The organism is Campylobacter sp. 2014D-0258, from assembly GCF_008000495.1.
Lineage (GTDB): Bacteria > Campylobacterota > Campylobacteria > Campylobacterales > Campylobacteraceae > Campylobacter_D > Campylobacter_D jejuni.
This window is the reverse complement of record NZ_VOAR01000021.1, coordinates 198,713-210,910: the sequence shown is the minus strand read 5'-3', so window position 1 is coordinate 210,910 and position 12,198 is coordinate 198,713. Positions and strand designations below refer to the sequence as shown.

General features: G+C 30.8%; 11 protein-coding genes. 6 read left to right on the top strand and 5 right to left on the bottom strand.

Going from position 1 to position 12,198, the window contains the following annotated elements; translation table 11 throughout:
* Nucleotides 1–5: 5 nt before the first annotated feature.
* From SR62_RS04320 to mltG, 5 genes are all read right to left on the bottom strand, one after another.
* The gene (locus SR62_RS04320; protein ID WP_147502276.1) at nt 6–1,796 is read right to left on the bottom strand and encodes a peptidoglycan D,D-transpeptidase FtsI family protein; all 1,791 of its coding nucleotides are present in this window, start codon (nt 1,794–1,796) and stop codon (nt 6–8) included.
* 6 nt (nt 1,797–1,802) lie between these two features.
* Entirely contained in the window at nt 1,803–2,099 is a 297-nt protein-coding gene (fliE, locus tag SR62_RS04315; protein ID WP_002856884.1) for a flagellar hook-basal body complex protein FliE, read from the bottom strand.
* A gap of 6 nt (nt 2,100–2,105) precedes the next feature.
* On the bottom strand, nt 2,106–2,600 hold the full coding sequence (flgC, locus tag SR62_RS04310; protein ID WP_002921597.1) for a flagellar basal body rod protein FlgC: 495 nt from the start codon (nt 2,598–2,600) through the stop codon (nt 2,106–2,108).
* 9 nt (nt 2,601–2,609) lie between these two features.
* Nucleotides 2,610–3,041 (bottom strand): flagellar basal body rod protein FlgB, encoded by a 432-nt coding sequence (gene flgB / locus SR62_RS04305; protein ID WP_002854879.1) that lies wholly within the window; start codon nt 3,039–3,041, stop codon nt 2,610–2,612.
* Nucleotides 3,042–3,120: 79 nt separating this feature from the next.
* Entirely contained in the window at nt 3,121–4,122 is a 1,002-nt protein-coding gene (gene mltG / locus SR62_RS04300; protein WP_002892348.1) for an endolytic transglycosylase MltG, read from the bottom strand.
* On the opposite strand from mltG, the gene SR62_RS04295 reads away from it, so the two are divergent.
* From SR62_RS04295 to SR62_RS04270, 6 genes are all read left to right on the top strand, one after another.
* On the top strand, nt 4,037–6,607 hold the full coding sequence (locus tag SR62_RS04295) for a DUF3971 domain-containing protein (protein ID WP_002892351.1): 2,571 nt from the start codon (nt 4,037–4,039) through the stop codon (nt 6,605–6,607). The two genes, mltG and SR62_RS04295, sit on opposite strands and share 86 nt — an antisense overlap.
* Before the next feature lie 116 nt (nt 6,608–6,723).
* Nucleotides 6,724–8,928 (top strand): NADP-dependent isocitrate dehydrogenase, encoded by a 2,205-nt coding sequence (locus SR62_RS04290; RefSeq protein ID WP_147502275.1) that lies wholly within the window; start codon nt 6,724–6,726, stop codon nt 8,926–8,928.
* Complete coding sequence (locus SR62_RS04285; RefSeq protein ID WP_002858544.1) at nt 8,925–9,827, top strand: malate dehydrogenase; 903 nt, start codon at nt 8,925–8,927, stop codon at nt 9,825–9,827. Before SR62_RS04290 ends, SR62_RS04285 begins: the two co-directional genes overlap by 4 nt.
* The gene (gene sucC, locus SR62_RS04280) at nt 9,828–10,991 is read left to right on the top strand and encodes an ADP-forming succinate--CoA ligase subunit beta (protein ID WP_002858590.1); all 1,164 of its coding nucleotides are present in this window, start codon (nt 9,828–9,830) and stop codon (nt 10,989–10,991) included.
* Nucleotides 10,992–11,000: 9 nt separating this feature from the next.
* Nucleotides 11,001–11,870, top strand: coding sequence for a succinate--CoA ligase subunit alpha (gene sucD / locus SR62_RS04275; protein WP_002855278.1), 870 nt, complete (start codon nt 11,001–11,003; stop codon nt 11,868–11,870).
* Nucleotides 11,871–11,884: 14 nt separating this feature from the next.
* Nucleotides 11,885–12,196 (top strand): 4Fe-4S dicluster domain-containing protein, encoded by a 312-nt coding sequence (locus SR62_RS04270; RefSeq protein ID WP_002851088.1) that lies wholly within the window; start codon nt 11,885–11,887, stop codon nt 12,194–12,196.
* The last annotated feature ends 2 nt before the right edge of the window (nt 12,197–12,198 follow it).

The following is a 12,198-nucleotide window of genomic DNA, read 5'->3' as shown; positions in this document are numbered from 1 at the left end:
CTAGTTTAGTTATTGTCTTGTATAGGCGTTAGAAATTCTTCATTGATTAAAATATCAACAACATCTTTAAACATAGGCAAAGCACTTTGTGCAGCATAATAACTATAAGGTTTAGTAGGATGTCTTACGAGAACTCCGATGGTATAGGCGTGATTTAAATCATTTGCAAAACCAAAAAAGGATGCATTGTAGCGATTTGAGGTATAACCTTGTCTTTCGGCTATTCTTGCCGTTCCTGTTTTACCTCCTGCAATAATACCTTGTGTAATTGCCTTTTTTCCTGTTCCTTTTTCTATAACATTTATAAGAACATTTTGCATCGTTTTAGCGGCTTCGCTAGAAAGAATTTTTTCTTTTTTTACATCATCATCAAGATTTGTAAAGCGTCCATTTTGATAGAATTTTTCAGCTAAACGTGGTGTGATATAAAACCCATCATTGTTGAAAACATTATAAGCTGCAAGGAGTTGTATAAAGGTTGTTTTAAGTCCATAACCATAACTTAAAACAGATTTTTCTATATCTCTTAAGCGCTTAGGATTTGGAATTTCTCCTTTTTGTTCATAGGGTAGATCAATACCACTTTTTTCGCCAAATTTAAATATTTTAAGCCCTGATACGATTTCTATATTGTTAAGTCTTTTAGCAATTTGTATCATGCCTATATTTGAAGAATATCTTATAACTTCCTCCATAGTCATTTTGTCCATTTTGTGATCGTCTTTGATGGTAAAACGTCCTAGCTTGTAAGAACCGCCATAAGTATTAATCACTTCATCCATTTTTATTTTACCAAGTCTTAAGGCTGTTGTAAAGATAAAAGGTTTGATAACAGAACCTGCTTCATAGCCGTATTCTATAGCGCTTGCATTAAGAACTGATAGATCCTTTCCGCGATTTTGTGGGTCATAACGCCTTGAGCTTGCTAGAGCTAAAATTCTTCCTGTTTTGCTTTCCATTACTCCAACTATGATTTCATTGGCTTTTAAATCCTCATTTCTTTGATCTATAGCTTTCTCTATGCTTTTTTGCAGTTTTAAAGAAAGATTTAAATATAAATCACAACCATTGATCTTTTTTTGCTGTAGTGAATTTAGATTTAAAATAATATTTCCACCTATATCTTTAAGTCCTTGAATTTTTTCATTTTGAACAGGGCTTAGACATTCATCGTAGTATTTTTCTAAACCTTTAACTCCTATATTTTTTAAAATTCCACTTTCTGGATCTAATATCATTTTGGTATAACCGATAATAGGAGTAAAAGAATCTTTTGACATGTAAATTCTATCTTCTTCATGTTCGATGATATTTAATCCTCTTGTTTCAACTCTTCCTGAGTTATTTGTAAAAGCTTTGAAAAAACCTTGTATATAAAGTTTTTTAGCAAGATCTTTAAGGTAGCTTGCTTGCTTGGAGTCTAAGTTTTGTAAAAGAACAAAATTATAAGAGCGTTTTTTTTGATTTTGCATTCTTTTTTTAATATCTGCTACTTGATCGTTACTTATCCCACTATAAATTTGAAAAAGCTTTAAAAATAGATCAAATTTATCTTTGTTAATGCTTCTAAGATCAATTTCAGCACGATAAATTTGTTTAGAACTTGTGATAGTAAAATTATCTTTGGTTATAATCGATCCTCTTAGAGCAAGAGCGTATTGATCTTTTTCAGTGTTAGGTATATGACGTTTTGATGTAAGAAAAAAAGTAGAGCTGATAAAAATAATCATAAACAAAAGTGCCATGCAGTAGGCAAAGGCAACTTTTGAAACCCTATTTTTTTTATATTCTTGCATTAGGGTTTAAATTTGAGTTCTTGTGATTTCTTTATAAGCACTGATTGCTTTATTTCTTACTTCTAACATAAATTTCATGCTGCTTTCAGCTTTAGTGATAGCTATAGCTGCTTGATGTAAATCTTTTACTTGTCCTGTGGCAATGTCTGTCATTGCAGCTTCTCCACTTTCTTGTGCTTTATTTAAATCATCGATTTCATTTTTAAGCATCTTGGCAAATTCATCACCAATTCCTGTGGAATTTTGACTTTTGTTGGTATTTGAAATATTATTATTTAATCTTAAATCATTAATATTGTTCATTTTTTATTATCCTCTTAATAAATCAATCGCACTTTGAGCTATAGTTTTTGCACTTGTAAAAGCACTTACATTGGCTTGATAAGCTCTTGTAGCTTCAATCAAATCTGCCATTTCAATAACAGGGTTTACATTTGGATATGCTACATAACCTTCAGCATTTGCATCAGGATGGCTTGGATTATACTTCATACGAAAATCTTTGTCATCTCTGACTACTTTATCCACTACAACACTTTGAATAGCAGGTTTAGCTTCTTCTGGCGAACTTGGATCATTTAAAGGATTTTCATATTTTAAAAAATTATTATCTTTGTTAATTTGCTCATTTAAAAGCTTATCAAAATCTGTTGCTTTAAAAATCACTTCGCGTCTTCTATAAGGCCCACCTTCAGCTGTTCTTGTAGTGTTTGCATTAGCTATATTAGAGCTAATAACATTCATTCTAAAACGCTGAGCACTTAAACCATAACCACTAATATCAAAATCACTTAAGTATGCCATAATTTACCTTTAACTTAATTTAGAGCTTGCATCAAGTATAGAACTAAAGATATTGCTTTGTCTTCTTAAAACTCCATCAAGAGCTGTTATCATAACTGTATTTTTACTCATTTCTGTGGTTTCTACATCTAGATCAACAGTATTTGCATCATTTCTTGCTAAATGACCATCTCTTAAGTAAATAGTAGATTTACTAGGATCAGGGAATTTCCAAGGTTTTTGATGCCCTTCTTCAGTTACGGCTAATTGCAATTCTTTATTATCATTTTTTTTGAAAATTTCATTTGCACGATTTACCAAAGCTGTTTCAAATTCAATATCTCTTGCTTTATAAAAAGGAGTATCAACATTTGCAAGATTGGCATTGATGAGTTGATTTCTTAGATTTCTACCCGCTAAAGCACCAGTGACCAGTTCTTTTGATTTAAATGGGTTAATCATTTTTTATCCTTTTTATAATTTTTAATATTAACAAGCAAATACTGTTCCAATTTAACTATTTTGTATAAAAATATCAAAATTATTTTCCTTTTTGTAAATTTATGGCTTTATTGTGATCATCTATATTTGTGCTAAAAATATGAACTCCAGTATTTTTATCACGCACAAAATATAAATAATCTGTCTTTAAAGGAAAAATAGCTGCACGAATAGCAGCTAAAGAAACATTACAAACCGCTTCTTTAGGTAATCCTGTAAATTTATAGGTATTATAAGAGCTATTATCTTGTCTTATTCTTTGTGGGGTAACTTTTACATGGGAGTAAATTCCATAATTTAAAGTTCCATCCATTTGAAGCTTCATACCTTTTTTAAGTCGATTATAAATTACGCTTGCAACTATAGGCATTTCATTGTCATTAGCAGCTTCTTTTTGTATTACAGAAGCGATGATGATATATTGGTGCCATTTTTTTGGATTATAATCACCAAAAATTTTCTCAGAAGTTTTTTTATTGGAAATTTCAGCATGGTTTAAAAGCATTTGGATGAGTAGATTTTCTGTAATGCCTTTTGGGATTTTATAAGTTTCTGGTAAAAAAACTCCTTCATCATAAGGAGCTTGAGCTTGAAATTCTTTTAAAAGCATATCTTTATCAAGTCCAAGTTGTTTGGCTGCTTGTTCTAAAAAGATTACGCTTGTTTCTCCTGGGATAAGAGTAATGGTTTGAAGCGCTGCTTTAGCAATAGTGAGTTTATGTAGAAATTCAGCCCTATTTAAATCTTTTGTGCCTATGTTGATCCAGCCTGATTGAGGGTGTCCTAAAAAAAATAAAATATATTTATCAATACTACTCATCTGATATTTATTTTGCTTTAAATATGTTATAATTTGAGAAATTGAACCTTGGGGAATAAATACCACAGAATTGCTTTTTAAAGGCTGAGTTAGATAATAAAAAATCCCCAAAACAAATATCAAAAAGAAGTTGCGTATGAAAAAGAAAATTTTATATATTGTTGTATTTTTTGTTGTGCTTATATTAGCTTTGTTTATAGTGCTTAAAAATGGGATTGTCATCTCTAGTATCCAATTTGATTTTTTAAAATTGGAACAATTATATATTAAATTAGATAAAAAATTAATTGTACGAGCAAAAAATATCACTATAAATGAGACTCAAAATTCCGAAATTTCATCACAAATTCACTCTTCTGATAATGCTTCAACAGAGATTTTAAAAATAACAAAAAATTTAAAATATCTATATACTTTTGTTGAAGAGATTGATATACAAAATTTAAATATAAAAGATAATCATGTGCGTATTTTATTTAAAGATAATGAATTTTTTATAGATAATGATTTATTATTTTTAAAATTAACATTACAGCGTCAAAATAAAGAACTTATAGCTGATATTAAAAAACTTTTATTAAAAGATTATGATTTAAATATTGATGGAAATTTAAGTATCAATACTAAGAGTGAGTTTTATTATTTTCAAGGTAGAGCAAGTGGAGAATTATTTGACTTTAACGCAAGTATTTCTTACAAAGATAAAAATTTAGCTTATAAAATAGAAGATTTAAACATTAGAAATATTACGGAAATTTTTAAAAGAGTTAATAAAAGAATAGAACTTCCGCAGAGTTTAAATCTTTGGGTAGCATATAGGGCTAAGGGAGAATTTTATCATTTAGATTATTTGCAGGGCTTTATAGATTTTACTAAAGATAATTATTATTTAGACAATATTAGCGCATCAGGTTATGTTAATAATGTCAAAGTTCGTTTGGATGATAAAATGAATGCTATTGAAATTCCAAAACTCGATTTAAATTTAAACAAACAAAAGCTTGATTTTGTCTTTAATCAAGCTTTCTATAATGGTGCTGATTTAAGTTCTAGTAAGGTTTATCTATATGATTTGTTTGATGAAAAAAAAGCTGGGATTTATTTGCGCATTAAGTCTGATAATCTAAAATTTGACGAAAAACTTGCTAAAGCTTTAGAGGATTATCATTTTTCATTACCTTTTTATCAAAAAAGCGGAAAAATTAAAAGTGATTTAGAGCTTAAAATTGATTTTCATGATAAGGGTGAAATTTCTTATAGTGGTATTTTAGCTTTAGAGAATGCTAGTATTTCTTTGGCTGATTTTAATATTACAAAAGCATTTGTAAAATTAAATCAAAATGATTTAAATATAGAAAATGCTAGTGTTAAAAATGGCTTTTTAGAGGCTGATTTTAATGCTAAATTTGACTTGCAAAAACAACAAGGAAATTTCAATACTCAGATTTCAAGGCTTTATTTTGACAATGGGGAGCTTTTAGATTTAAAAAATCAAAATGTAGAAGTAAAATTAGATTATTCGCAAAATGTTAACATTAGCATTCCTCAGTGGAATTTGATTTTAAATTTTAAAGATGGGCTTGAGGCTAATCTTAATAATCCTAAGATATTATTTTCATTTTCTCCATTACTTAAAAAGTTTGGGTTTATCGATGCTAAAAATGTTTATTATAAAACTTTAAATTTCGAAGATTTTAATGCAAGCGTTAATGATGCTTATTTTAAAAATAATTTACTTATCAACGGTCAAACTCCTTATGAAAATGATAGCTTTGATATTGTAAAAAATAAGGGCATTATGGAAATTCATACTCAAAGTGATACAGCAAGTGCTAAAATAAGTTCTGATAATAAAGAAATTCATTTAAAAAATTTAAGTTATATTTATAGAAAAGATTCCAACTCTTCAAATTCAACATTTGATATTTCTACTAATACCCAAAATATTAGTTTTGGTGGAGCAAATGTAGCTTTAATTTTGCCAGATTCTAATAAAACTTTGGCTTTTGATAGGGTAGAGGCTGATTTAAAAGGCAATGCTTTGGATCTTAAAGGTTCTAGAGGAAATGCAAAATTTGATCTTTATTATTCTTCTAATGATTTAAATTTAAACGTTAGCAATATTGATGATAATTATTTAAATGAGTTTTTACAAAAACAAGCTGTTCAAGATGGAGTGTTTAACTTAAGTATAAAAGGAAGTGGATTGGAGTATTTTGATGGACAGATCGATTTTAAAAATACTTATGTGAAGGATTTAAGAGGTATAAATCAGCTTATTTCCTTTATCGATACTGTACCAAGTTTATTGATGTTTAAATCTCCAACTTTTAATCAAAAAGGTTTAAGTTTGCATGATGGAAAGATTATTTTTAATAGAAAAAAAGATCTTTTAAGTGTTTCAGCTATTAATTTAAATGGCGATAGTGTAGATATATATGGTTTAGGATCAGCAAATTTAAGATTAAATACAGTGGATTTTAGTTTAGAGCTTAAAACTTTAAAATCAGCCTCAGAAGCTATATCCAAGGTTCCAATTTTAAATTATGTAATTTTAGGTAAAAATCAAGAAATTAGCACAAACTTAAAAATAGATGGAAGTATAGATGACCCTAAATTTCATACCGAAATTTTAACAGATACTCTAAAAACCCCTTTTAATCTTATTAAAAATATCATACAACTTCCTGCTAATTTACTTAATTAAAAATATTTAAAGTTTGTTTGAAAACTAAAACAAACTTTAAACTTACTCTTGCATTTTTTTTTATTTGTAATATACTTAAAAATGAAAATAAAAATAAGTATTTTAAAGGACTAAAAATGCAAATTACTTATACCTTGACAGATGAGTCGCCAGCTCTTGCGACTTATTCGTTTTTGCCTATAGTGAAAGCTTTTTTAAGTAGGGCATATATAGGAGTAAAAACCTCGGATATTTCTTTGTCTGGAAGGATTTTAGCTACTTTTAGTGAGTATTTAAAAGAGGAACAAAGATGTGAAGATGCTTTAGAGCTTTTAGGCGAGCTTGTCAAAAGATCGGATGCAAATCTTATTAAAACCCCAAATATTTCAGCTTCTATTCCTCAGCTTAAGGCGGCGATTAAAGAATTGCAAGATAAGGGTTATATGTTACCAAATTACCCAGATGAGCCAAAAAATGATGAAGAATTGCAAATTAAAACAAAATATCAAAAAGTTTTAGGTTCAGCGGTTAATCCTGTATTAAGACAAGGAAATTCAGATCGTCGTTCAACAAAAGCGGTAAAAGACTATGCAAAAAACAATCCTTATCGTGTGGTTGAGTTTAATCCAAACTCAAAAACTCGTGTTTCTTACATGAAAGAAGGGGATTTTTTCTCTAATGAAAAAGCGGTTTTAATCGATCAAGATTGTGTGGCTAATATAGAATTTACAAGCGTTGATGGTAAAAAAGAAATTTTAAAAGAGGGCTTAAAACTTGAAAAAAATGAAATTTTAGACGCTACTTTTATGGATGTGCAAAAACTTCAGGAATTTTATGCAAAAGAAATTAAAGCAAGCAAAGATGATGATGTGCTTTTTTCTTTGCATTTAAAAGCTACAATGATGAAAGTAAGTGATCCTATACTTTTTGGTTATGCGGTAAAAGTATTTTTTAAAGAATTATTTATCGAATTTCAAGATGAATTTGAAAAATTAGGCATTAATCCAAATAATGGTTTAAGTGAGCTTTTAAGTAAGATCGAAAATTCAAGCAAAAAAGATGAAATTTTAAAAAAATACAGTGAAATTTTAGCTAAATCTGCAGATATTTCTATGGTAAATTCAGATAAAGGCATTACAAATCTTCATGTTCCAAGCGATGTTATCGTTGATGCTTCTATGCCTGCAATGCTTAAAAATGGCGCAAGATTGTGGGATAAGGAAGGTAAGGAAAAGGACACAAATGCCGTAATTCCTGATCAAACTTACGCAACTATTTATGAGGCGGTTATTGAAGATTTGCATAAAAATGGTACTTTAAATCCTTCAAAACTTGGCAGTGTATCTAATGTAGGTTTAATGGCTAAAAAAGCTCAAGAATATGGATCGCACGATAAAACCTTTGTGGCTAAAGAAGAAGGAACTTTTAAAATAGTTTCTAACGGTAAAGTTTTATTAGAACATAAGGTTAGAAAAGGTGATATTTATAGAGCTAATCAGGCTAAATTTGATGCAGTGTTAAATTGGATTGATTTAGGTATAGAAAGATCAGAACTTAGTGGAGCCGAAGCTATTTTTTGGTTAGATAGCAAAAGAGCTAGTAATAAAATCATGATAACTTTGGTACAAAATCGTTTAAAAGAAAAGGGTAAAAATGTAGCCATTTTAACTCCAAAAGAAGCTTGTTTAAGAAGTTTAGAGTTAATCCGAGAAGGTAAAGATGTTATTTCTATCACGGGTAATGTTTTAAGGGATTATTTAACCGATCTTTTTCCTATTTTAGAGCTTGGAACAAGTGCAAAAATGCTTTCTGTTGTGCCTATGTTAAATGGTGGAGCTATGTTTGAAACAGGAGCAGGGGGTTCAGCACCTAAACAAGTAGAACAATTAGTCGAAGAAAATCATCTGCGTTGGGATAGTTTGGGTGAATTTTTGGCTTTGCAAGCAAGTTTGGAATTTTATGCAAATAAGTGTGGCAATCATAAAGCTAAGGTTTTAGCAGAATGTCTTGATGAGGCTATAGGCGAATGGCTTGAAAATAATAAAGCTCCATCAAGAAAAGTCAAAGAAGATGATAATAGAACAAGTCATTTTTATTTAGCAATGTATTTTGCAAATCATTTAGCAAGACAGGCAAGTGATATGGAGCTTCAAAGCTTTTTTAAAGATATTGCCCTAGAGCTTTCTTCTAATGAAGAAAAAATCAGAGCCGAATTTAACGATGCACAAGGTGTGAAAGTGGATTTGGGTGGGTATTATAAATTTGATGATGAAAAAGCAAATAAAATCATGCGTCCAAGTGCAACTTTTAACGCTATTTTAGAAAAAATAGGACAAAGATGAAAATCACTGTTATAGGGGCTGGCAATGTAGGTTCAAGCGTAGCTTATGCTTTGATTTTAAGAGAAATAGCAAATGAAATTGTTTTAGTAGATATTAACGAGGATTTGCTTTACGCAAAAGAACTAGAGCTTACTCAAAGCATAGCTGCTTTAAATTTAAATATAGATTTACTTTGCACTAAAGATTATACTCATACCAAAAATTCAGATATAGTGCTTTTTAGTGCAGGTTTTGCTAGAAAAGATGGGCAAAGTAGAGAAGAATTGCTTCAGTTAAATACAAGCATTATGCTTGATTGTGCTAAAAAAATTAAAGATTTTACAGAAGATCCGCTTTTTATTATTTTAACTAATCCTGTGGATTTTCTACTTAATACTCTTTATGAAAGCGGGATTTTTTCATCAAAGAAAATTATAGCCATGGCGGGTGTTTTAGACAATGCAAGATTTAAGTATGAACTTGCCAAAAAACTTAATGTCAAAATGTCAAGAGTGGATACAAGACTTATTGGTTTTCATAATGATGATATGGTTTTGGTAAAATCTTACGCAAGTGTTAAAAATAAAAATATAAGCGAATTTTTAAATGAAGAAGAATTTGAGGATTTAGAAAATGAAGTTAAAACAGGTGGAGCTAAAGTAATCAAACATCTTAAAACTTCAGCTTATTTAGCCCCTGCTAGTGCTTGTATAAGAATGCTTGAGTCTATAAGAAGTGGCGAGTTTTTACCTATGAGTGTGATTTTACATGGAGAATTTGGAGTGCAAAACAAAGCCTTGGGAGTTATGGCAAGATTAGGACTTGAAGGTGTGATTGAAATCATGAAAATGGATCTTAGTTTGCAAGAAAAAGACAAATTAGAAAAATCTTTAATCAAATATCAATATAAAGGAGAATAAATGAACATACATGAGTATCAAGCAAAAGCAATTTTTGTAGACAATGGCATCCCTACCTTAAAGGGAAAAGTTGCATTTAGCGTAGATGAAGCTGTGGCTAATGCTAAAGAATTAGGCGGTAGTGTTTGGGCAGTTAAAGCTCAAATTCATGCAGGAGGCCGTGGTCTTGGTGGTGGTGTTAAAATCGCTAAGAATTTAGATGAGGTAAAAGATTATGCAAGTAAAATTTTAGGAATGAATTTAGTAACTCATCAAACAGGACCTGAAGGCAAACTTGTGCAAAAACTTTATATAGAAAGTGGTGCTAATATAGTAAAAGAGTATTATTTGGCTATTTTGTTTAATAGAATGGCAGAGCAAATTACCATTATCGCTTCAAGTGAAGGAGGGATGGATATAGAAAAAGTAGCCAAAGAAAGTCCTGAAAAAATTGCAAAAGTAGGTATTGATCCACAAATTGGATTTAAAATGTTTCATGGACTTGAAGTAGCGAGAGTTTTGGGACTTGATAAAGATGAAGGCAAAAAACTCATTTCTATGATAGCTAAACTTTATAAGCTTTACATGGATAAAGATATGAATATGCTTGAAATTAATCCTTTAATTAAAACTGCAGAAGGGGATTTTTATGCCCTTGATGCAAAATGCAGTTTTGATGATAGTGCGCTTTATCGTCATCCTGAAATTGCTGAACTTAGAGATACTACTGAAGAAAATCCTGCTGAAAGAGAAGCGGCTGAATTTGGCTTAAGCTATGTGAAATTAGATGGAGATGTAGCTTGTATGGTAAATGGTGCGGGTCTAGCAATGGCAACTATGGATATTATTAATTATAGTGGTGCAAAACCTGCAAATTTCTTAGATGTAGGTGGGGGAGCTTCTCCAGAAACTGTTGCAAAGGCTTTTGAAATTATTTTAAGAGATAAAAATGTAAAAGTTATATTTATCAATATCTTTGGTGGTATTGTTCGTTGTGATAGGATAGCAAATGGAATTTTAGAAGCTACTAAGAATGTTGAGGTAAATATTCCAATTGTAGTGCGTCTTGATGGCACTAACGCAGCAGAAGCAAAGACAATTTTAGATAATTCAAATCTTAAAAATATCAAAGCAGCAACCAATCTTAAAAACGGTGCAGAGCTTGTAAAAAGTTTAGTAGGATAAGGATGGAAAATGAGTATATTGGTTAATAAAAATACAAAAGTAATAGTTCAAGGTTTTACAGGTAAAGAAGCAACTTTTCACGCTGAGCAATGCATGGCTTATGGTACAAATATAGTTGGAGGTGTCACCCCTCATAAAGGCGGACAAACTCATTTAGGTAAACCAGTTTTTGATACCGTTGCAGATGCGGTTAAAGCAACAAAGGCTGATGTGAGCTTGATCTTTGTCCCTGCTTTTGCTGTGGGTGATAGCGTGATTGAAGCAGCTGATGCGGGTATTAAGCTTGCAGTTGTAATCACCGAGCATACGCCTGTAAAGGATATGATGTTTGCTAAGCAATATGCTAATAAAAAGGGTATGAAAATCATTGGACCAAATTGTCCAGGTATTATCACTTCTGAAGAATGTAAGTTAGGAATTATGCCAGGTTTTATTTTTAAAAAAGGTTGCGTGGGGCTTATTTCAAAAAGTGGAACTTTAACTTATGAAGCTGCTAATCAGGTAGTTCAAGGTGGTTATGGAATTTCTACTGCAGTAGGAATTGGTGGTGATCCTATCATAGGTCTTGCTTATAAAGAACTTTTAAGTGAATTCCAAAAAGATGATGAAACTAAAGCTATTGTAATGATAGGTGAAATTGGTGGTAGTTTGGAAGTGGAAGCGGCTAAATTTATTAAAGAAAATATTAGCAAACCTGTGGTAGCATTCATTGCAGGTGCAACTGCTCCTAAAGGCAAAAGAATGGGGCATGCAGGTGCCATAGTAGGAAGTGCTGATGAAAGTGCTGCAGCTAAAAAAGAAGCTTTAAAAAGCTATGGAATTCATGTGGTGGATTCTCCGGCTTTAATTGGTGAAGAAATTCAAAAAATATTAGGTTAATAAAGGAAAAAAACATGAGTATGACAGCTCCAAAAGATACCCCTGTTTGGGTAGATGAGCATAGATGTAAAGCATGTAATATTTGTGTTAGCTATTGCCCCGCTGGGGTTTTAGCTATGCGCGATGATGTGCATGCGGTTTTAGGACAAATGATAGAGGTGGTACACCCTGAATCCTGTATAGGCTGTACCGAGTGTGAGATACATTGCCCTGATTTTGCTATTATGGTGGCAAAAAGAGATGAATTTAAATTTGCCAAACTTACTGCTGAGGCTAAAGATAGAGCTGTAGCCGTAAAAAATAACAAATACAAAAAATTAGCATAGGA

Coding starts and splice junctions, on each gene's coding strand:
- flgC (WP_002921597.1), bottom strand. CDS start 2,600: ATGGCATACTTAAGTGATTTTGATATTAGTGGTTATGGTTTAAGTGCT.
- SR62_RS04320 (WP_147502276.1), bottom strand. CDS start 1,796: ATGCAAGAATATAAAAAAAATAGGGTTTCAAAAGTTGCCTTTGCCTAC.
- flgB (WP_002854879.1), bottom strand. CDS start 3,041: ATGATTAACCCATTTAAATCAAAAGAACTGGTCACTGGTGCTTTAGCG.
- sucD (WP_002855278.1), top strand. CDS start 11,001: ATGAGTATATTGGTTAATAAAAATACAAAAGTAATAGTTCAAGGTTTT.
- mltG (WP_002892348.1), bottom strand. CDS start 4,122: ATGACAATCCCATTTTTAAGCACTATAAACAAAGCTAATATAAGCACA.
- fliE (WP_002856884.1), bottom strand. CDS start 2,099: ATGAACAATATTAATGATTTAAGATTAAATAATAATATTTCAAATACC.
- SR62_RS04295 (WP_002892351.1), top strand. CDS start 4,037: ATGAAAAAGAAAATTTTATATATTGTTGTATTTTTTGTTGTGCTTATA.
- SR62_RS04290 (WP_147502275.1), top strand. CDS start 6,724: ATGCAAATTACTTATACCTTGACAGATGAGTCGCCAGCTCTTGCGACT.
- sucC (WP_002858590.1), top strand. CDS start 9,828: ATGAACATACATGAGTATCAAGCAAAAGCAATTTTTGTAGACAATGGC.
- SR62_RS04270 (WP_002851088.1), top strand. CDS start 11,885: ATGAGTATGACAGCTCCAAAAGATACCCCTGTTTGGGTAGATGAGCAT.
- SR62_RS04285 (WP_002858544.1), top strand. CDS start 8,925: ATGAAAATCACTGTTATAGGGGCTGGCAATGTAGGTTCAAGCGTAGCT.